Source organism: Rahnella bonaserana (genome assembly GCF_019049675.1).
Classification (GTDB): Bacteria; Pseudomonadota; Gammaproteobacteria; order Enterobacterales; family Enterobacteriaceae; genus Rahnella; species Rahnella bonaserana.
The window spans coordinates 359,085-380,578 of record NZ_JAFMOW010000068.1; the positions used below are offsets into that span (position 1 = coordinate 359,085).

Consider the following 21,494-nt stretch of genomic DNA (forward strand, 5'->3'; position numbering starts at 1 on the left):
CATCAACATGCGTATAGCTGTCAGCGGTATCCACATTGAATGCAGCACTTATAACCCGGTGCTGAATGAGGAAAAGGATTTCACCGTCGTGCGTGACGCCCAGTTACTGGCGTCCCCGCGTTTTCGATTTTTGCAGGATTACCCGGCGACGTTTTTGCCGACCATCCACGCCCGTGCCATTGCCGGTGGCCCGGTAGCCCGCGCGACGTACGATAAATTCAAAGCGGAAATGCTGGCGGGACTGGAAGCGCAAAAACCGTTTGATGGCTTATATCTGGCGATGCACGGCGCGATGTATGTCGAAGGGCTGGAAGATGCGGAAGGCGACTGGATTGCTGCGGCGCGTAAAGCCGTCGGTCCGGATTGTCCGATCAGCGTCAGTTATGACCTGCACGGCAATGTCTCGCAGCGGATAATTGATGCCATTGATATGTTTTCGACCTACCGCACCGCCCCGCATATTGATGTGGAGGAAACCATGCGTCGTTCGGTCGCCATGCTGGTGAAACATCTGCAAACTGGCGTGAAACCGACCTTGCTGTGGGTGCCGGTGCCGGTGGTATTACCGGGCGAGCGCACCAGTACAGAAGATGAACCGGCGAAAAGCTTGTATGCCCGTTTGCCGGAAATGGATGAAGTGGAGGGCGTGTGGGACAGCTCGCTGATGGTCGGTTATGTCTGGGCAGATGAGCCACGTGCTACTGCCGCGGTGATCATGACCGGCACTGACCGTGCAGCGCTGGAACAGCAGGGCACGCAACTGGCGCAGGCGTACTGGGACGCGCGAGAAGATTTCGTTTTTGGTTGTGAGACGGACACCGTCGAAGCCTGCGTGAAAAACGCGATTGCCTGTGAAACTCGCCCGGTGGTGCTGGCCGATTCCGGCGATAACCCGACCGGCGGCGGCGTGGGCGATCGTGCAGATGTGTTGCAGGAGCTTATCAAACAGTATGCGCAAAATACGATCGTGGCAGGTATTGCCGATGCACCGGCAACGGACGCGGCATTCAACGCTGGCGTGGGATCAGTGCTGACGCTGACGTTAGGGGCTTCGCTGGATCATTCCAGCCCGCAGGTGAAAGGTGATTTTGAGGTGGTTTTCCTGCTCGATGCACTGACACCTTCTGACCGTCAGGCGGTTCTGCGCACTGGCGGAATTGATGTGGTGGTGTCCGCCCGTCGTCGTCCGTATCACAACATCAGCGATTTCACTGTGCTGGAACTCGATCTGCATAGCGCCGATATCGTGGTGGTGAAATCCGGTTATCTGTCGCCGGAACTGGCGCCGATTGCCAGTCCAAATCTGATGGCGCTGTCTAACGGTGTGGTGGATCAGTTTGTAGAGCGCCTGCCGCGAAACCGCAAAGCACGCAAGACCTTCCCGTTTGACCGGGATTTCAGCTATACGCCGCAGGTGCAGATTTCCGCGCGCAGCAAATAATTCAGGAGCCATAAGATGAATCAGACTGCCGGACAGCAGGAAAAACGTCAGCCCGTGCTGAGCGTGAAGCATCTGACCACTTCATTTCCCAGCGAGGACGACTGGCTGCCGGTGGTGCGTGATTTGTCGTTTGACGTCTATGCCGGTGAAACGCTGGCGATTGTCGGTGAATCCGGGTCAGGCAAGAGCGTGACGTCGTTATCGGTGATGCGTTTACTTAAAGCGCAAAGCAGCCGTATTGAAGGTGAGGTCTGGCTCAATCAGCGCAACGTGTTGCGGCTGTCAGACAAACAGATGCGCGATATCCGCGGCAATGAGATGGCGATGATCTTTCAGGAACCGATGACGTCGCTCAATCCGACTTTCAGTATTGGTCGCCAGATTGCTGAAAGCCTGAAGCGGCATCGCGGAATGTCTTCTGCACAAGCGCGGGCTGAAACCCTGAGGTTGCTGGAAAAGGTGCGTATTCCGAATGCCAAAGCGCGTTTTGATGAATATCCGCATCAGTTTTCCGGCGGTATGCGCCAGCGCGTAATGATCGCCATGGCGCTGGCATTGAAGCCGAAATTACTGATTGCGGACGAACCCACGACCGCGCTGGATGTGACGATTCAGGGACAGATTCTGGATTTGATTAAGACGTTGCAGGAAGAAGAAGGGATGGCAGTGTTGTTCATCACGCATGATATGGGCGTGGTGGCGGAAATCGCTGACCGCACGCTGGTGATGTATCGCGGAGAAGCGGTGGAAAGCGGGGCGACGGAAGATATTTTCCACCGCCCGCAACATCCTTATACCCGCGCATTACTGGCGGCGGTGCCAAAATTAGGGTCGATGCAGGGACGCGACTGGCCGCTGCGTTTTCCGCAAATCAATCTGCAAACCGGCGAAGCCAGTGTGCCGCAGGAAGTGGCGGGAACCATAGATTCAGGGCTGACACCGTTGTTATCGGTGAAAAACCTCAGCGCGCGATTTCCGGTATATGGCGGCATTTTCAGCCGTCAGATAGGCGCGGTTCATGCGGTGGAAAACATCAGCTTTGATTTATTTCAGGGCGAAACGTTGTCGCTGGTCGGAGAATCCGGTTGCGGTAAATCCACCACCGGCCGCGCGGTAACACGTCTGCTGAAACCGCACAGCGGTGCGATTGATTTCGACGGTTTTGATGTCATTAATCTGGGTAAACGCGACATTTTGCAAATGCGGCAGCGAATTCAGATGATATTTCAGGATCCGTTTGCCAGCCTTAATCCGCGCATGCGAATTGGCGACGCGCTGATTGAACCGATGCTGCAACACAAACTGCATAACCGCAGGGACGCGAAAGAGAAGGCGGCATCCCTGTTGCAAAAGGTCGGATTGTCACCGGACATGCTGCGCCGTTTTCCGCATGAGTTTTCCGGTGGTCAGCGTCAGCGCATTTGCATTGCGCGCGCCCTGACGCTGGATCCAAAAGTGATTGTGGCTGATGAATCGGTGTCGGCGCTGGATGTCTCGGTGAAAGCCCAGGTGGTGAACCTGCTGCTTGATTTACAGGAAAGCATGAATCTTTCATATCTGTTTATTTCGCATGACATGGCGGTGGTCGAGCGGGTGAGTCATCGCGTGGCGGTGATGTATCTGGGGGAAATCGTGGAAATCGGGCCGCGTGCGGCAATATTTGATAATCCTCAACACCCTTATACCAAAAAACTGATGGCGTCAGTCCCGGTGCCGGATCCTTCACGCAGAATGCTTAAACGGCAAATGCAGGTGGATGAGCTGAAAAGCCCGGTGCGCGATAACGGTTTTATTCCGCCGCAACGGCAATATCAGGAGGTATCAGCAGGACATTTTGTTCAGATTTGATGGGGCATACAGGAAAGTTTACTAAGAAGTGACTCAGGGATGAGTCTGGAAGATGGTGGTGGGGGAAGGATTCGAACCTTCGAAGTCGATGACGGCAGATTTACAGTCTGCTCCCTTTGGCCGCTCGGGAACCCCACCACAATTTTTTGTGGCATTTACTACATACTTCCTGGCCTTAAATCATCATGCGCTACATGGATGATTTATCGTTACAGCGGTTAGCTGCGAACGGGGCGCATAATACCAAATGATTCGTAGGTGTAAAGCGCTGAAAGCGATAAAAAAGTTTGTTTGCGGGTTTTTTGTTCTTAACGGTGCTTCTCTGAACGAAAAGCACCGCCAGAATGAGGTTTACAGAATAACCGTGCGATTTCCGTAAACAAATACACGCTGCGCCAGCACGCGATATAACGCCCGGCTGAGCACGTTTTTCTCAACGTCACGGCCTGCACGCATCATATCTTCGGCAGTATAAGTGTGATCCACGTTGATGACGTCCTGCATGATGATCGGGCCTTCATCCAGATTGTCATTCACGTAGTGCGCCGTGGCACCAATCAGTTTCACGCCGCGCTCGTAGGCCTGATGGTAAGGACGCGCGCCGATAAATGCCGGCAGGAACGAGTGGTGAATGTTGATCACCTGATGCGGATAATGCTGCACAAAGCCCGGCGTCAGCACACGCATGTATTTCGCGAGAACCACGTAATCTGGCTGATACTGGTCGATTTGCGCAATCATCGCACTGTCGTGCTGTTCGCGGGTCAGACCGTCGTGGCTGACCAGATGGAACGGAATATCGAAACGCTCAACTAACGTCTGCAGGGTGTCATGGTTGCCAATGACCGCAGCAATCTCAACATCCAGACCACCGTAGGCCGCTTTCATCAGCAGATCACCGAGACAATGCGCCTCTTTGGTGACCAGAATAACAATGCGGCGACGTCCGGTGCTGTTCAGCTCACGGACAGAGCCGGCTGGCAGCGCGCTGTCGAGATCGGCCAGCAGGGTGGTGTCGTTGAAAATCCCTTCCAGCTCAGTACGCATAAAGAAGCGGCCGGTTCGGTGATCCACAAATTCGTTGTTCTGCACGATATTGAGTTCGTGCTTGTAGCAAATGTTGGTAATTTTGGCGATCAGACCTTTTGCGTCAGGGCAAATGGTGCGTAACACCTTGGTTTGTACGTTCTGTTGCGGCATGAGGGTGTGGATCCTGTCCAAGACTTATCAATATTACGGTTGAATTATTTACCGCAGCACTTCTTATATTTTTTGCCGGAACCGCACGGGCAAGCATCGTTGCGACCTGTCTGCGGCTTAATTCCGTCAATATAGTACCAGCGTTCTTTTAAACGAAGAAATCGCGAGCGTTCATGGATGAGGTGAATGTGTTCATCGCCGGTTTCTGTGAACCGCGCAGCAAACTCGACAAAGCCTTCATTATTGTCACGCCCGCCGGTTTCACTAATCACCTGAAGTCCTTGCCAGTGTGTGCTGGTAAAGCCTTCCTGTAAACTGTCGCGCCATTGCTCTGGTTGACAGTCCGGGTGCCAGGTGGCGATCAGATAACTCGCATTTTTCAAAACATAAGCCGTGTAGCGCGAGCGCATCAATGCTGCCGGAGAAGGCGCCACTTTATTCTCAATAATGTAGGGCTGGCAGCATTCTTCATAAGAAAAGCTGCTGCCACAAGGGCAAAGTTCAGACACACAAACTCCTGAATAGGCAGAGTATCGACATCCGGCGCGCGGTCAGCGCTATTGAATGCACCAAAGTGTTATGTTACCTAACAAACTCGCCGGGTGACAACGCGCTTCCCGGCCCAATTTTAAGATATGCGAAATATTAAGGTCATCAGATGAGCAGAAAAGTCACCATCGGTCTTGCCCTGGGGTCGGGAGCGGCAAAAGGGTGGGCGCACATTGGCGTGATCAATGCCCTGAAAGAAATGGATATCGAAGTCGATGTGGTGGCCGGTTGCTCGGTCGGTGCGCTGGTCGGCGCCGCGTATGTCAGTAACAGATTACCGGCAATAGAAAGCTGGGTGCGTTCATTCAGTTACTGGGATGTGCTGCGGCTGATGGATTTTTCATGGCGGCGCGGAGGTTTACTGCGCGGAGAACGAGTTTTCAATGCCGTCGGTCAACTGATACGCATCGATGAATTTGAAAAGTGCTCGAAGAAGTTTGGTGCCGTGGCGACCAACCTGAGTACCGGACGTGAGTTGTGGCTGACTAAAGGCGATTTGCATCAGGCTATTCGCGCATCATGCAGTATGCCTGGCCTGCTGGCACCGGTCTGGCATAACGGTTACTGGCTGGTTGATGGCGCCGTGGTGAATCCGGTGCCGGTGTCGCTGACCCGGGCTCTGGGTGCCGATATTGTGATTGCTGTCGATCTCCAGCATGACGCACATCTGATGCAGCAAGATTTGCTTACCGTACAACCGACCGGAGAAGCACTAAATACTGAGAAAGAAGTCAGCTGGCGTGACAGAATCCGCCAGCGCTTAACCCGTCCAAATGCCAGAAAGCCAAATGTCAGTCCTTCGGCGATGGAGATCATGTCTACTTCTATTCAGGTGCTGGAGAACCGGCTTAAGCGTAACCGTATGGCAGGTGACCCGCCGGATGTGCTGATCCAGCCGTATTGTCCGCAGATTTCGACGCTGGACTTTCATCGGGCGGAAGAAGCCATTGAGGCGGGCCGGCTTGCGGTTGAAAAGCAAAGAGAACAGTTGTTGCCCCTGATTAAAAATAGACAGTTCTGAATGGCTTAAAACGTCTTTGGTCGAATCTGACAATTCTGCCAAGCAAAAACAGGCTTTATGAGCCACTATTAGAATAAGAAATTCTGGGGGACCCTGATGGACAAGCCACTTACAAGCAAGCATATTCTCATCGTTGAAGACGAAGCCGTTTTCCGATCTATTCTTGCTGGCTACGTAAGTTCCCTGGGTGCCACCTTTACCGAAGCTGAGAATGGTCTTGAAGCGTTATCCCTGCTCGAAGACTACCCGCCTGACCTGATCCTCTGTGATTTAGCGATGCCAGAAATGGGCGGGATGGAGTTTGTCGAAAATCTGCGATTGCAGGGCAACAAAATCCCGGTGCTGGTGATTTCTGCCACTGACAAAATGACCGATGTCGCTTCTATGCTGCGGCTGGGCGTCGAAGATGTTCTGCTTAAACCGATTAACGATCTGCAACGTTTACGTGAGGCGCTGCTTTCGTCACTGTACCCAAAGCTTTTTTCCTCGCAGGCGATGGAAGAAAGCTCGCTGGTACAGGACTGGGAAGCGCTGTGCCGTAATCCCAATGAAGCCCAGCGGTTATTGCAGGAACTGCAACCGCCGGTCCAGCAGACGCTGGCCAGTTGCCGCATCAATTACCGGCAGCTGACAACGGCGGATCGCCCGGGCCTGGTGCTCGATATTGCCGCGCTTTCATCCAAAGACCTTGGGTTTTATTGTCTTGACGTGACCCGCGCCAATGAGAATGGCGTTCTGGCGGCATTATTATTGCGGGCTATTTTTAACAGCTTATTACGTGAGCATTTGAGTAATCAGCAACAGCGGTTACCGCAGATGTCAACGTTGCTTAAACAAGTCAATCATTTATTCAGACAGGCTAATCTGGAAGGGCAATTTCCTTTGCTGCTGGGCTATTATCACGCCGGTTTTAAAAATCTCATTCTGGTTTCTGCGGGATTGCATGCCAACGTCAATACCGGCACCAATATGATCCAGCTCAGTAACGGTGTTCCGCTGGGCACGACGGGTGCGACATATTCTAATCAAATCAGTCAGAAATGCGATGCGTGGCAGTGTCAGGTATGGGGAGCGGGTGGACGTCTGAGATTAATGCTGTCCACAGAGTGAACTGACTTAATGTCATTGATAATAATGCCTTAAAAACATTGAGCATTTTTTCGGCGTGTTATTACCAGTCTTCGTTTTAATTCATTCTTCTAAGACCTATCTTATGCAAAATATGCCTTTGCAGGCGAACTTGCGGCTGAAACTGGTATAATGCGTTCCGGAATTTTGGCTGTCTGTTTCACGTTGTTTAAAAAATAACAAATAGGAATTCGCTGATGAAAGTAACAGTTTTTGGTATTGGTTACGTCGGACTTGTTCAGGCGGCGGTTCTTGCTGAAGTCGGGCATGAAGTTTTGTGTATCGATGTTGATGCAAAAAAAGTGGAAAACCTGAAGAACGGGCAGATCCCAATTTTTGAACCAGGTTTAACTCCTCTGGTACAACGCAATTACGAAGCAGGGCGTTTGCTGTTCAGCACCAATGCGGCTGAAGGTGTTGCCCATGCTACCGTTCAGTTTATCGCTGTCGGTACTCCGCCAGATGAAGATGGTTCTGCCGACCTTAAATATGTGACTGCTGTGGCGCGCACCATTGCCGAGCATATGACCGAACCTAAAGTGGTCATCGATAAATCTACCGTGCCGGTGGGGACTGCCGATAAAGTGCGTGCGGTAATGAGCGAAAAACTCAAAGAACGCGGCGTGGATATCACTTTTGATGTCGTATCCAACCCTGAATTCCTGAAAGAAGGTGCTGCGGTCGCTGACTGTATGCGCCCTGAGCGTATCGTCATCGGTACAGATAATCCTGATGCCATCGATCCTATCCGTGAGCTTTACGAACCGTTTAACCGTAATCACGACCGTATGATCCTGATGGATATCCGCAGTGCTGAGCTGACCAAATATGCGGCCAACTGTATGCTGGCAACTAAAATCAGCTTCATGAACGAAATGTCCAATCTGGCAGAAATGCTGGGTGCTGATATTGAAAAAGTGCGTCAGGGGATTGGTTCTGACTCCCGTATCGGTTACCACTTTATCTATCCAGGTTGCGGTTATGGCGGTTCCTGTTTCCCTAAAGATGTTCAGGCATTAATCCGGACCGCGGAGCACATCGGTTATCAGCCGAAACTTCTGCAGGCGGTGGAACAGGTCAATTATCAGCAAAAATATAAATTGCCTACTTTCATTCAGCGCCACTTTGGTGATGACCTGAAAGGTAAAACCTTTGCTCTTTGGGGGCTGTCCTTCAAACCTAATACCGATGACATGCGTGAAGCCTCAAGCCGTGTATTAATGGAACAGCTCTGGGCTGCTGGTGCGAAAATCAAAGCTTATGATCCTGAAGCAATGAATGAGACACAGCGTATTTATGGTCATCGCGAAGATTTAGAATTAATGGGCACTAAAGAATCCGCGTTGCACAATGCCGATGCGTTGATTATTTGTACTGAATGGCAGAACTTCCGTGCCCCTGATTTTGATGTGATCAAAAAAGCATTAAAGGAGCCGGTTATCTTTGATGGTCGGAACTTATTCGATCCTGAACGTTTGGAGAAACGCGGGTTTACTTACTACGGCATTGGCCGCGGTGCTTCAATCAATCCGGTTCTGTAAGGAGTTTTCATGAAATATCTGGTTACCGGCGCAGCGGGCTTTATTGGTTTCTATGTGTCGCAGCGTTTGTTAGCAGCGGGTCATTCGGTTGTCGGGATCGATAATCTGAATGATTATTATGATGTCAGCCTGAAACTGGCGCGGCTTGCTCAGCTGGAAAATAAAGACGGCTTTGAGTTTATTAAGCTGGATTTAGCCGATCGTGAAGGCATGGCCTCATTGTTTGCCGGGCAGTGTTTCGAACGAGTGATCCATTTGGCCGCGCAGGCTGGTGTCCGATATTCCATCGAAAACCCTCTGGCTTATGCTGATTCCAACCTTGTAGGGTTTGTAAACATTCTGGAAGGTTGTCGCCATAATAAAGTCGGGCATTTGCTCTATGCTTCTTCCAGCTCAGTTTATGGCCTGAACAAAAAGCAACCTTTCTCAACCGATGATTCTGTTGACCATCCGGTTTCACTGTATGCAGCGACGAAAAAAGCCAATGAATTAATGGCTCATACCTATTCACATCTTTATGGATTACCAACGACCGGATTACGTTTCTTTACCGTATATGGTCCCTGGGGTCGCCCTGATATGGCACTGTTTAAGTTTACTAAAGCAATGCTGGCGGGACAGAGTATTGACGTTTATAACCACGGTGAAATGCGTCGAGACTTTACTTATATCGATGATATTGCAGAAGCCATTGTTCGCTTACAGGATGTCATTCCGCAACCTGATCCTAACTGGACTGTGGAACAGGGATCACCGGCCAGCAGTTCCGCGCCTTATTGTGTTTATAATATCGGCAATAACAATCCGGTAAAACTCATGGAATATATTAGTGCGCTGGAAAAAGCATTAGGAATGGAGGCAGATAAAAATATGCTGCCAATGCAACCAGGTGACGTACACGAGACCAGCGCGGATACACAGCCATTGTCGCAGGCCGTTGGTTTTGCGCCTGAAACCAGCGTAGAGCAGGGCGTACAGAAGTTTGTTGACTGGTATCGGGATTTCTATCAGGTCTGAAATTTAGGTTTAAATTGTGTAATGTTTAAGGCTGTTCATGCAGCCTTTTTTTATTGAATCAGTTAAGTCCTATAGCAGTCTGAATGTAATGCTTTTTTAAGATGCACCTGTTTCGTTTGTATTAGCGTCAAGAAGCATCTGTCTGCGGAATTAGAAAACGAAAAGCCCATCATAAAGATGGGCTTTTTAGTATTAACAATAATGTTAATAAGGGCACTTACAGCAGGAAATCGTCCAGTGATTTACCTTGCTCTTCGATTGCTTTCTTGATTACAGCTGGAGTACGGCCCTGGCCAGTCCAGGTTTTGTTTTCGCCGTTTTCATCAACGTATTTGTATTTAGCAGGACGCGCTGCACGTTTTGCTTTGCCAGTGGCTTTAGTCGCAGCCATAGTTTGCAGCAGTTCGTTAGGGTCAATACCGTCTGCAATCAGCATTTCACGATATTGTTGCAGTTTACGAGTGCGCTCTTCAATCTCAGCAGCTGCCTGAGAATCTTCTTCGCGACGCTCGTTCACAACAACTTCTAATTTTTCCAGCATCTCTTCCAGAGTTTCCAGAGTGCATTCTCTTGCTTGCGCGCGCAGAGTACGGATGTTGTTCAGAATCTTTAATGCTTCGCTCATTATACTAGTCTCAAATTATATTGGTGGGGGGCGTTTGGCTAATAATAGAATGCTCTTCAGTATTCTGCAATAGCCAATTTGTTTGCCTGACCTTAATTTACGCATTTAAAGCAAATGGTGAATCTGTCCTAAAAATATAGGTAGGGCAATTCACACTATTAATCTGAGGTCTATAACCCTAATTTCAATACACGTTTGTGCGCTATTGTTGCGATGCGTAAGTAGTTTTATAAGCATGCGAATGTTCCCAAAATTAAAGCAGAAGTGAAGCTAACTAATGTAAAGGTAGGGGAAATTGGGGATGCGGCTTCGCAGCGGGATACTAAATTTTTTACTTTTCTGTGTGTCCACCCAGTCAGATATTGTATAGACAAACCAATAAAGCGGCGCTGGTATATAACATGAGCCATGTCTGGGAGTATTGCCGTCTAACGATTACGGGTTATCGACTCTTGCAATTATAATCTTTGATTGTAAGTTTCTGTGATTTTTTCAAATGTAATGATTCTTTGAACTGTACCCGATAACTGCGCGGGTCAGGCGTTGTTATAGATTGTCAGGCCTGTGGTACAATCCACGCCGAAAATTTATGCCATCCATTTACATTATGGGGTCACGCCTTCATGGCTCAGCTTTATTTCTATTACTCGGCGATGAATGCCGGGAAGTCCACTTCGCTGTTGCAATCTTCATATAATTATCAAGAACGTGGTATGCGCACGCTGGTGTTAACAGCAGAATTCGATCATCGTTTTGGTGTCGGTAAAGTGAGTTCCCGTATCGGTTTGTCATCGCCGGCAGAGCTTTACAATAAGGACACTGAACTATTCAATCTGATAGCCCAGGAGAACCGCTCACAGCGTCTGAGCTGCGTTCTGATAGATGAATGCCAGTTCCTGACTAAGGCGCAGGTATCGCAACTCACCGACGTTGTGGACGATCTGGACGTGCCGGTGCTTTGTTATGGTCTGCGGACCGATTTTCGTGGTGAGCTTTTTGAAGGCAGTGAATATTTGCTGGCATGGGCGGACAAACTGGTTGAGCTTAAAACCATCTGTCACTGCGGGCGCAAGGCTAACCGCAACCTGAGGCTGGATGAGAAGGGAAACGCTTTACACGATGGCGCACAGGTCGTTATAGGTGGTGACGAAAGTTATGTTTCCGTCTGCCGGAAGCACTATAAAGAAGCGATGGCGGCATTTGATACTGCGGGCGAAGACAAGCCAGAGTGAGTCCCAGAGTTTTTACTGAGGACTGGATGCATTAGCTACTTAAGGCATTATCAGATTTTGCTTCGATTATCCTGAAGCCATAAAAAAACCCGCCTTTCAGCGGGTTTTTTACTTTCTGACTATCAGAAACTCAGCAGATTACTTTTTGCTGGTTTTCTTTTCAGCTTTAGGAGCGGCAACAACAACTTCTGTTGCTTCTTCTTCGCTGAATTCGCGGCCGTAGAAAGTATCCATCAGAATCTGTTTCAGTTCAGAGATCAGCGGGTAACGTGGGTTAGCACCGGTACACTGGTCATCGAAAGCATCTTCAGACAGTTTGTCTACTTTTGCCAGGAAGTCAGCTTCCTGAACGCCTGCTTCACGGATAGAGGTTGGGATACCCAGTTCCGCTTTGATTTCATCCAACCAGGTCAGCAGTTTCTGGATTTTCTGTGCAGTACGGTCGCCTGCAGCGCTCAGACCTAAATGGTCAGCCACTTCTGCGTAACGACGACGCGCTTGTGGGCGGTCATACTGACTGAAGGCAGTCTGCTTAGTTGGGTTGTCGTTGGCGTTGTAGCGGATGACGTTAGAAATCAGCATTGCGTTAGCCAGACCGTGTGGAATGTGGAACTCTGAACCCAGTTTATGGGCCATTGAGTGACAAACCCCAAGGAAGGCGTTAGCGAACGCGATACCCGCGATAGTTGCCGCATTGTGAACACGCTCACGTGCTACCGGATTTTTAGCCCCTTCGTTGTAGCTGGCTGGCAGGTTTTCTTTCAGCAGTTTCAGTGCCTGCAGAGCCTGACCGTCGGAATATTCATTAGCCAGTACAGAAACGTAAGCTTCCAGTGCGTGAGTTACGGCATCCAGACCACCGAAAGCACACAGTGATTTAGGCATGTTCATCACCAGATTGGCATCTACGATAGCCATATCAGGAGTCAGAGCATAGTCAGCCAGCGGATATTTCTGACCTGTTGCATCGTCGGTAACAACTGCAAACGGAGTGACTTCAGAACCGGTACCGGAAGTGGTGGTGACGGCGATCATTTTCGCTTTCACGCCCATTTTTGGGAATTTGTAGATACGTTTACGGATATCCATAAAGCGCAGCGCCAAATCTTCGAACTGAGTATCCGGGTGTTCGTACAGAACCCACATGATTTTAGCCGCGTCCATCGGAGAACCACCACCCAGCGCGATAATCACGTCTGGTTTGAAGGAGTTCATTTGCTCAGCACCTTTACGCACAATGCTTAGCGTTGGATCAGCCTCCACTTCAAAGAACACTTCTGTTTCAATACCGTGGCTTTTCAGAACGCTGGTGATCTGGTCTGCATAGCCGTTATTGAACAGGAAACGGTCAGTGACGATGAATGCGCGTTTTGCTCCATCAGTAGCCACTTCTTCGAGTGCGATTGGCAGTGAGCCACGACGGAAGTAAATAGATTTTGGAAGTTTATGCCACAACATGTTTTCTGCTCGCTTCGCTACAGTTTTCTTGTTGATCAAGTGTTTAGGACCGACGTTTTCAGAGATGGAGTTACCACCCCAGGAACCGCAACCCAGCGTCAGAGAAGGAGCAAGTTTGAAGTTGTACAGGTCACCGATACCACCCTGTGAAGCCGGGGTGTTAATCAGGATACGTGCGGTTTTCATTTTGTTGCCAAAATAGTTCACACGTTCTGGTTGGTTATCCTGGTCTGTGTACAGGCAAGAGGTATGGCCGATACCGCCCATTTCTACCAGTTTCTCAGCTTTAGCTACCGCGTCTTCGAAGTTCTTCGCACGGTACATCGCGAGGGTAGGGGACAGTTTTTCATGTGCAAATGGTTCTGATTCGTCAACAACGCTGACTTCACCAATTAACACTTTAGTATGAGCTGGCACTTTGATGCCGGCCATTTCGGCAATTTTGGTCGCTGGCTGGCCTACGATAGCCGCGTTCAGGCCACCATTTTTCAGAATGATATCTGAAACAGCTTTCAGCTCTTTGCCTTGCAGCATGTAGCCGCCGTGAGATGCGAAACGTTCACGAACCGCATTATAAGCAGAATCAACCACGATAATGGATTGTTCAGACGCACAGATGACGCCGTTATCGAAGGTTTTAGACATCAGAACGGAAGCAACAACACGTTTAATATCAGCAGTTTCATCAACAACGACCGGGGTATTACCTGCACCCACGCCGATTGCTGGTTTACCGGAGCTGTATGCTGCTTTAACCATGCCCGGACCACCGGTTGCCAGAATCAGGTTCAGGTCAGGGTGGTGCATAAGTTGGTTAGAAAGTTCTACACTTGGTTCATCAATCCAGCCAATAATGTCTTTTGGCGCACCAGCAGCGATAGCAGCCTGCAGAACGATGTCTGCCGCTTTGTTGGTCGCATTTTTAGCACGTGGGTGTGGAGAGAAGATAATACCGTTACGTGTTTTCAGGCTGATAAGGGCTTTGAAAATCGCAGTAGAAGTTGGGTTGGTGGTAGGGACGATACCGCAAATCAGGCCAATAGGTTCAGCGATAGTGATGGTACCGAAAGTGTCATCCTGGCCCAGAATGCCACAGGTTTTTTCGTCTTTATAAGCGTTATAGATATATTCAGAGGCGAAGTGGTTTTTGATCACTTTGTCTTCGACAATACCCATTCCGGATTCTTCAACAGCCAGTTTGGCGAGCAGAATTCGAGAATCGGCAGCAGCCAGGGCGGCGGCAGCGAAAATCTTATCTACTTGTTCCTGAGTGAAGTTGGCATATTCGCGCTGTGCCTTTTTGACTCGAGCAACGAGTGCGTTTAGTTCAGCGACATTTGTTACAGCCATAATGCTCTCCTGATAAAGTTAAACTCTTTTAGTAAATAACCTGCCAAAGACTAGTATAGACCTGCTATCAGTCACCGTGAGAAACTAATTAACTCTATGATTCTCAAAGTGTTGTCTTTGTCTCTTTATTTGCTTAAAGAGCTTCCAGTAGTGAAGCACGTAAGGTAGTAGATAACTCCTCATTCAACGTGGCTTGACGAATATTTGTTCTGCAAACTAACGTTGAGTGACTATGCACAAAGCTTACCTATTTGTAGGCAGGCGTAATTTGATCTGGATCACTAAATACCGTAGCTGACACCTTTCAGCAGTGATTTGTTGAGAATAATTATCAAATCAGCCCATGGATAATACAGTTTTGTATCTAAAGTTATCAATAAAAAAACTGATTTTTAACAAAAGTCTTATTCACTGCCTTTATTTGGAAATCTGGTGATAAAAACTATGAAACGGCGTGGCGCCTTTACTGCGATTCCAGTACATTAGCGCCCATCAAAACCTTCATCTACCGGCGTAACTGTGCGGAGTTCTGCGTGAGCCAATCTTTGTTAGATTTTTCTGGTTATATCAAATTCTTTGTCGGGCTGTTTGCACTGGTCAATCCGGTGGGGATCTTGCCCGTGTTTATCAGCATGACCAGCTATCAGGCGGCGGCAGGGCGTAACAAAACCAATATGACGGCCAACCTGTCGGTGGCCATTATATTGTCGACCGCGCTGTTCCTTGGCGATGCGATTCTGCACCTGTTCGGCATTTCAATTGATTCATTCCGTATTGCCGGCGGGATCCTGGTGGTGACCATTGCGATGTCGATGATCAGCGGAAAGCTCGGGGAAGATAAACAGAACAAGCAGGAAAAGTCAGAAACGGCGATCCGCGAAAACGTCGGTGTGGTTCCACTTGCATTGCCTTTAATGGCAGGGCCCGGTGCAATCAGTTCAACAATTGTCTGGAGTTCTCGTTATCACAGCTGGCCAAATCTGCTGGGTCTTACCGTCGCGATTATGTTCTTCGCATTCTGCTGCTGGCTGCTGTTCAGGGCGGCGCCTTTGCTGGTGCGCCTGCTGGGGCAAACCGGCATTAACGTCATCACCCGTATTATGGGATTGTTGCTGATGTCACTGGGCATTGAATTTATTGTGACGGGAATAAAAGCGATTTTCCCTGGCCTTCTTTAATCTATTAGCGGCCAAATTATCACGGAAACGCTTAAGCGTTTTCGTGATAATTATTACCTACTCTTATAATCGAATGCCTTATTATAGTGCAGCTAATGACTTAATTCAGAGCGATTGCACCCTAATGTGGCGCAAACCCTCGTCTCACTCCTCTTTTCAATCCAAGTCCTCATTTCTTTAAATAAACTTAGCTAATTATTCGCTAATTACTGTTGTTTATTGCCCGTATTGACGCTAATTTGCCCACATCATTCTGTAAGGCTTGTGCAGGCTGTATCGAGATGTTATTAGTGTTAACACAGCAGTTAACAGGTGTTTATTCTTATAAATCTAACAATGTTAACTGATTGTATCAGGCGAGTTCTTGAACAGTCTCCGGTACGGCTATGGTGAGAAATTTCACTATAAATTTTTTTAAAACCAATGTGTTAATGGTGTTTCTTGCCGGAACCCTGATTGACTTGCTTTAAAGACTGTTACGAGTAAAAGAGAATTGCGTAACAAATTTGCAAAATTTATTGGCGCGCGTAACAGGGTTCTGATAATTTTCAAATCGCCTTCAAAAATGGATTTTTGTTCAGAGCAATGCTCCCGGTGAGTACGAATCTTGCTAGTGATAAAAAGATTGAAGCCATTTTATTTGTTTTTGGAGAGTGTCGTGCCGCAATGCTTACTGCAAGTTTATCCTCAAGTGTTTTCTGCAAAAAGAAAACCAGGCATTACGTTGACGACATCAGACTGCCTCATGCTGAATTTTCATGATCAGCTAAACAAATCTTCAGATCTTCTTCTTAATAATTTGATGGTTCGCATTTAATGGCGAAGGATTTTCTGTCGCCTTAAGTCGGGTGAATAAGAAAATAATATTGTTAAGTGCAGGAATAACAGTATGTGATTGCCCGGTTTGCCACAGAACACTCTTTTGTGGCGCACGGGGTGAATCAAATGGAGGGGGATCATCCTTAACGATCTCAGAAACCACAAGGCGAATAACAGCCAGAGGTTTAACGGACTTACCAGATAACACATGCAGTAGTAGGGGACAGCCATCTGCGGGTGGTAACTACATGGGGCTTTTCAAGAGCAATTCGTTCCTGCTCTTGAAATCCGTTGACCCAGCAAGGGTTTATCTTGCACTTAGGCGTGCAAGTTCATAATAAAAACTGGAGTTGAATAAAAATGACCAACATCACAAAAAAAAATCTGCTGGCTGCCTGCATTATGGCTGCGGTTGGCGCGGTGTCTGTGAATAATGCCTTTGCCGCTAATGTGCCGGCAGGTGTCACTCTGGCAGCCAAACAAGAACTGGTTCGTAACAATGGCTCAGAAGTTCAGTCTCTCGATCCGCACAAAGTTGAAGGCGTGCCGGAATCGAACGTAATCCGTGACTTGCTGGAAGGTCTGGTGAATACCGACAGCAAAGACGGCAGCGTTATTCCGGGCGTAGCAACCAGCTGGGAAAACAAAGATTTTAAAGTCTGGACCTTCCACCTGCGTCCGGAAGCAAAATGGTCTAACGGCGATCCTGTCACTGCTGAAGATTTCGTTTTCAGCTGGCAGCGTCTGGCTGACCCTAAAACAGCATCCCCGTACGAAAGCTACCTGCAATATGGTCACATCGAAAACATCGATGACATCATTACTGGCAAGAAAAGCCCGGATACTCTGGGTGTAAAAGCGCTGGATGACCACACCCTGCAAGTGACGCTGACCGAACCTGTTCCTTATTTCGTTAAAATGTTGTCTCACACCGCGATGAAGCCGGTAAACAAAAAAACAGTTGAGAAGTTTGGCGACAAATGGACCCAGCCTGAAAACTATGTGAGCAACGGCGCGTATAAACTGAAAACCTGGACCGTTAACGAACGTATCGTTCTGGAACGTAGCCCGACTTACTGGGATAACGCAAAAACTGTGATCAATCAGGTCACTTACCTGCCAATTTCTTCTGAAGTAACAGACGTTAACCGCTACCGCAGCGGCGAAATCGACATGACTTATAACAACATGCCGATCGAACTGTTCCAGAAACTGAAAAAAGAAATCCCAACCGAAGTTCACGTTGACCCGTACCTGTGTACTTATTACTACGAAATCAACAACCAGAAAGCGCCGTTCACCGATTCACGCGTTCGTGAAGCTCTGAAACTGGGTCTGGATCGCGATATCATCGTGAACAAAGTAAAAGCACAGGGCGACCTGCCAGCCTATGGTTACACCCCTCCTTACACCGATGGCGCGAAACTGACTCCGCCAGCCTGGTTCAAAGAAACTCAGGAACAACGTAATGAGCAGGCTAAAAAACTGCTGGCCGAAGCAGGTTACACCTCTGCTAAGCCTCTGACTTTCGATCTGCTGTACAACACTTCAGATCTGCATAAGAAACTGGCTATCGCTGCTGCCGCTATCTGGAAGAAAAACCTGGGTGTTGACGTGAAACTCGTTAATCAGGAATGGAAAACCTTCCTCGACAGCCGTCATCAGGGCAACTTCGATGTGGCACGTGCGGGCTGGTGTTCTGACTACAACGAACCTTCTTCCTTCCTGAACACCATGCTGTCTGACAGCAGTAACAACACTGCTCACTATAAGAGCCCGGCGTTTGATAAAGACATCGCGGACACTCTGACAGCGAAAACTGATGAAGAGCGTGCGGCGCTGTATCAGAAAGCAGAAACCCAGCTGGATAAAGACTCAGCCATTGTTCCTGTTTATTACTACGTGAACGCGCGTCTGGTGAAACCTTACGTTGGCGGTTACACCGGTAAAGATCCACAGGATAACGTCTACGTGAAAGACTTGTACATCATCAAACACTAAGTTACGGATATCAGAGCAAGGCATCCCCGAGCTGCCTTGCTCATCCTATTTTGATGAAGGTAATGTTTTTTATTCCGGATTTCGGAATGAAAACAAAGAGCCACCACGGCGACGAGCATCTGATGGTCGCCGTGACCAAGCCAAAACTATAAAGCTGTAGTGACAGGCTTAGAAACAGGTACGGGCAATGTTAAAGTTTATTTTACGCCGCTGTCTGGAAGCGATTCCGACGCTATTCATTCTGATCACCATTTCATTTTTTATGATGCGTCTCGCACCGGGCAGCCCTTTTACGGGTGAGCGTAATCTCCCGCCAGAAGTGATGGCGAACATTGAGGCGAAATATCACCTCAATGACCCTATGTATAAGCAGTATTTCCACTATTTAGAACAGCTGGCGAAAGGCGATTTCGGCCCGTCGTTCAAATATAAAGACTACACCGTTAATGATCTGGTTGCGGCCTCGTTCCCGGTTTCAGCGAAACTCGGTCTGGCGGCATTTATCATGGCGATTGTGTTTGGCGTGAGTGCGGGCGTTATTGCCGCCCTGAACCAAAACACCAAATGGGATTACACGGTGATGGGCATCGCGATGACCGGGGTGGTCATACCTAGTTTCGTGGTGGCGCCGTTGCTGGTGCTGATATTTGCGATCACGCTGAAATGGCTGCCTGGTGGTGGCTGGAACGGTGGGGGCGCCAAATATATGATCCTGCCAATGGTGGCGCTGTCTCTGGCGTATATCGCCAGTATCGCGCGTATCACCCGCGGTTCAATGATCGAAATTCTGCATTCCAACTTTATCCGTACAGCACGTGCTAAAGGTTTGCCATTGCGTCGCATCATTTTGCGTCACGCATTGAAACCCGCGCTGCTGCCGGTATTGTCTTACATGGGGCCGGCCTTCGTAGGTATCATCACCGGTTCGATGGTCATCGAGAGCATTTTCGGATTGCCAGGTATTGGCCAGCTGTTTGTTAACGGTGCCTTAAACCGTGACTATTCACTGGTTCTGAGCCTGACCATTTTAGTGGGCGCATTGACCATTTTATTCAATGCGATCGTCGACGTGCTTTATGCCGTCATCGACCCGAAAATCCGTTATTAATGCCGGAGTACGTCAATGATGTTAAGTAAGAAAAATAGCAACGTCGTCGAAAACTTCAGCGAGAAACTGGAAGTTGAAGGCCGCAGTCTGTGGCAGGATGCGCGACGCCGCTTTATGCACAACCGTGCGGCCGTAACCAGCCTGATCGTACTGGCGTTTATCGCCTTGTTTGTGACTTTCGCGCCGATGTTATCGCAGTTTGCCTACGATGATACTGACTGGAATATGATGTCAGCCGCCCCTGATATGGCTTCACATCACTTTTTCGGTACAGACTCATCTGGCCGTGATTTGCTGGTGCGTGTGGCGATCGGTGGGCGTATTTCCCTGATGGTGGGGGTAGCGGCAGCTCTGGTTGCGGTGATCCTCGGTACGCTTTACGGGTCATTGTCCGGTTATCTGGGCGGTAAAATTGACTCAGCGATGATGCGTCTGCTGGAAATCCTTAACTCCTTCCCGTTCATGTTCTTCGTTATCCTGCTGGTGACCTTCTTCGGACAAAACATCCTGCTGATCTTCGTGGCGATCGGGATGGTGTCCTGGCTGGACATGGCGCGTATCGTGCGCGGCCAGACCCTTAGCCTGAAACGTAAAGAATTCATCGAAGCGGCGCTGGTGAGCGGTGTGAATACGCGAAATATCGTGTTGCGTCACATTGTCCCGAACGTGCTGGGTGTCGTAGTGGTGTATGCATCGCTGCTGGTACCAAGCATGATCCTGTTTGAATCTTTCCTGAGCTTCCTTGGGTTAGGGACGCAGGAACCGCTGAGCAGTTGGGGCGCGTTGTTAAGTGATGGCGCCAACTCGATGGAAGTTTCACCTTGGTTACTGCTGTTCCCGGCAGGCTTCCTGGTTGTAACTCTGTTTTGTTTCAATTTTATCGGCGATGGCTTGCGTGATGCCCTCGACCCGAAAGATCGTTAAGGAGTGCAACCATGAGCACCATTGAACATTCCACTTTTGCATCGCCCGCTGCGGTTGACGGTAAAGCTCCTCCGATCCTGCTGGACGTACAAGACCTGCGCGTGACTTTCGAGACACCGGACGGTGACGTTACTGCGGTAAATGACCTGAACTTCGACTTACGTGCCGGTGAAACGCTGGGCATCGTGGGCGAATCCGGCTCCGGTAAATCACAGACTGCATTTGCCCTGATGGGACTGCTGGCCAGCAACGGCCGTATTGGCGGTTCTGCGAAATTTAACGGCCGTGAAATCCTGAACCTGCCACAGCAGCAGCTCAACAAGCTGCGTGCAGAACAGATTTCGATGATCTTCCAGGATCCGATGACCTCTCTTAACCCGTACATGCGCGTGGGTGAGCAACTGATGGAAGTCCTGATCCTGCATAAAAAAATGAGCAGTCGCGAAGCGTTTGAAGAGTCCGTACGCATGCTGGACGCGGTAAAAATGCCGGAAGCCCGCAAGCGCATGAAAATGTTCCCGCACGAATTTTCCGGCGGCATGCGCCAGCGCGTAATGATCGCGATGGCATTACTGTGCCGTCCAAAATTGCTGATTGCTGATGAACCAACGACCGCGCTGGACGTGACCGTTCAGGCACAGATCATGACGTTACTGAATGAGCTGAAAGCCGAGTTCAACACCGCCATCATCATGATTACTCATGATCTGGGGGTGGTGGCAGGTATCTGCGATAAAGTGCTGGTGATGTATGCCGGCCGTACCATGGAATATGGTCGTGCGCGCGATGTGTTCTACGATCCGTGTCATCCGTATTCTATCGGCCTGCTGAACGCGGTTCCGCGTCTGGATGCCGAGGGCGGGGCGATGCTCACCATTCCTGGCAACCCGCCAAACTTGTTGCGCCTGCCAAAAGGTTGTCCTTTCCAGCCTCGCTGCCCGCATGCGATGGATATCTGCTCATCGGCACCGCCGCTTGAGCGTTTCGGTGATGGTCGCCTGCGCGCCTGCTACAAGCCGCTGGAGGAACTGGTATGACTGACAACACAGTAATG

At 49.2% G+C, this 21,494-nt stretch carries 16 protein-coding genes and 1 tRNA gene; 12 read left to right on the forward strand and 5 right to left on the reverse strand.

Annotated elements, in window-relative coordinates; translation table 11 throughout:
• The first annotated feature begins 7 nt into the window (after positions 1 to 7).
• Positions 8 to 1,441 carry a M81 family metallopeptidase gene (locus J1778_RS23250; RefSeq protein WP_217175163.1) on the forward strand — a complete coding sequence of 478 codons (1,434 nt, stop codon included), beginning with the start codon at positions 8 to 10 and terminating at the stop codon, positions 1,439 to 1,441.
• Positions 1,442 to 1,456: 15 nt separating this feature from the next.
• Positions 1,457 to 3,289, forward strand: a complete 1,833-nt coding sequence (locus tag J1778_RS23255) for an ABC transporter ATP-binding protein (protein ID WP_217175164.1) — start codon at positions 1,457 to 1,459, stop codon at positions 3,287 to 3,289.
• A gap of 53 nt (positions 3,290 to 3,342) precedes the next feature.
• Here the strand turns inward: J1778_RS23255 and J1778_RS23260 are convergent.
• The 3 genes from J1778_RS23260 to J1778_RS23270 all read right to left on the reverse strand — a co-directional run bounded on the left by J1778_RS23260 (position 3,343) and on the right by J1778_RS23270 (position 4,998).
• A tRNA-Tyr gene (locus tag J1778_RS23260) sits at positions 3,343 to 3,427 on the reverse strand.
• A 213-nt stretch (positions 3,428 to 3,640) separates the two neighbouring features.
• Positions 3,641 to 4,489 (reverse strand): formyltetrahydrofolate deformylase, encoded by an 849-nt coding sequence (gene purU / locus J1778_RS23265; RefSeq protein ID WP_013575956.1) that lies wholly within the window; start codon positions 4,487 to 4,489, stop codon positions 3,641 to 3,643.
• A 44-nt stretch (positions 4,490 to 4,533) separates the two neighbouring features.
• Positions 4,534 to 4,998, reverse strand: a complete 465-nt coding sequence (locus J1778_RS23270) for a YchJ family protein (protein ID WP_217175165.1) — start codon at positions 4,996 to 4,998, stop codon at positions 4,534 to 4,536.
• A 149-nt stretch (positions 4,999 to 5,147) separates the two neighbouring features.
• Here J1778_RS23270 and rssA point away from each other — a divergent pair, with 149 nt between their 5' ends.
• The 4 genes from rssA (at position 5,148) to J1778_RS23290 (ending at position 9,745) form a co-directional block, all read left to right on the forward strand.
• Positions 5,148 to 6,059, forward strand: coding sequence for a patatin-like phospholipase RssA (rssA, locus tag J1778_RS23275; protein WP_112288818.1), 912 nt, complete (start codon positions 5,148 to 5,150; stop codon positions 6,057 to 6,059).
• 96 nt (positions 6,060 to 6,155) lie between these two features.
• Complete coding sequence (rssB, locus tag J1778_RS23280) at positions 6,156 to 7,169, forward strand: two-component system response regulator RssB (protein WP_217175166.1); 1,014 nt, start codon at positions 6,156 to 6,158, stop codon at positions 7,167 to 7,169.
• Between the two features lie 215 nt (positions 7,170 to 7,384).
• Entirely contained in the window at positions 7,385 to 8,728 is a 1,344-nt protein-coding gene (locus tag J1778_RS23285) for a UDP-glucose dehydrogenase family protein (protein WP_217175167.1), read from the forward strand.
• A gap of 9 nt (positions 8,729 to 8,737) precedes the next feature.
• On the forward strand, positions 8,738 to 9,745 hold the full coding sequence (locus tag J1778_RS23290) for an NAD-dependent epimerase (protein WP_217175168.1): 1,008 nt from the start codon (positions 8,738 to 8,740) through the stop codon (positions 9,743 to 9,745).
• A gap of 217 nt (positions 9,746 to 9,962) precedes the next feature.
• On the opposite strand, the gene hns is transcribed toward J1778_RS23290, so the two are convergent.
• A complete protein-coding gene (gene hns, locus J1778_RS23295) occupies positions 9,963 to 10,370 on the reverse strand; it encodes a histone-like nucleoid-structuring protein H-NS (protein ID WP_013575950.1) in 408 nt (135 codons plus the stop codon).
• A 623-nt stretch (positions 10,371 to 10,993) separates the two neighbouring features.
• Between hns and J1778_RS23300 the strand changes: the two genes are divergently transcribed.
• Positions 10,994 to 11,602 carry a thymidine kinase gene (locus J1778_RS23300; RefSeq protein WP_217175169.1) on the forward strand — a complete coding sequence of 203 codons (609 nt, stop codon included), beginning with the start codon at positions 10,994 to 10,996 and terminating at the stop codon, positions 11,600 to 11,602.
• 138 nt (positions 11,603 to 11,740) lie between these two features.
• Here the strand turns inward: J1778_RS23300 and adhE are convergent, their stop codons facing one another.
• Positions 11,741 to 14,410 carry a bifunctional acetaldehyde-CoA/alcohol dehydrogenase gene (gene adhE / locus J1778_RS23305; protein WP_217175170.1) on the reverse strand — a complete coding sequence of 890 codons (2,670 nt, stop codon included), beginning with the start codon at positions 14,408 to 14,410 and terminating at the stop codon, positions 11,741 to 11,743.
• A gap of 533 nt (positions 14,411 to 14,943) precedes the next feature.
• Between adhE and J1778_RS23310 the strand changes: the two genes are divergently transcribed.
• From J1778_RS23310 to oppD, 5 genes are all read left to right on the forward strand, one after another.
• Positions 14,944 to 15,588: a YchE family NAAT transporter gene (locus J1778_RS23310; protein WP_112288824.1), complete on the forward strand. Its 645-nt coding sequence runs from the start codon at positions 14,944 to 14,946 to the stop codon at positions 15,586 to 15,588.
• A gap of 1,179 nt (positions 15,589 to 16,767) precedes the next feature.
• Entirely contained in the window at positions 16,768 to 18,408 is a 1,641-nt protein-coding gene (gene oppA / locus J1778_RS23315; protein ID WP_217175171.1) for an oligopeptide ABC transporter substrate-binding protein OppA, read from the forward strand.
• A gap of 187 nt (positions 18,409 to 18,595) precedes the next feature.
• Positions 18,596 to 19,516 carry an oligopeptide ABC transporter permease OppB gene (gene oppB, locus J1778_RS23320; protein ID WP_112288826.1) on the forward strand — a complete coding sequence of 307 codons (921 nt, stop codon included), beginning with the start codon at positions 18,596 to 18,598 and terminating at the stop codon, positions 19,514 to 19,516.
• Positions 19,517 to 19,531: 15 nt separating this feature from the next.
• Positions 19,532 to 20,440, forward strand: coding sequence for an oligopeptide ABC transporter permease OppC (gene oppC, locus J1778_RS23325; RefSeq protein ID WP_217175172.1), 909 nt, complete (start codon positions 19,532 to 19,534; stop codon positions 20,438 to 20,440).
• Between the two features lie 11 nt (positions 20,441 to 20,451).
• Complete coding sequence (oppD, locus tag J1778_RS23330) at positions 20,452 to 21,477, forward strand: ABC transporter ATP-binding protein (RefSeq protein ID WP_232829873.1); 1,026 nt, start codon at positions 20,452 to 20,454, stop codon at positions 21,475 to 21,477.
• Positions 21,478 to 21,494 lie beyond the last annotated feature (17 nt).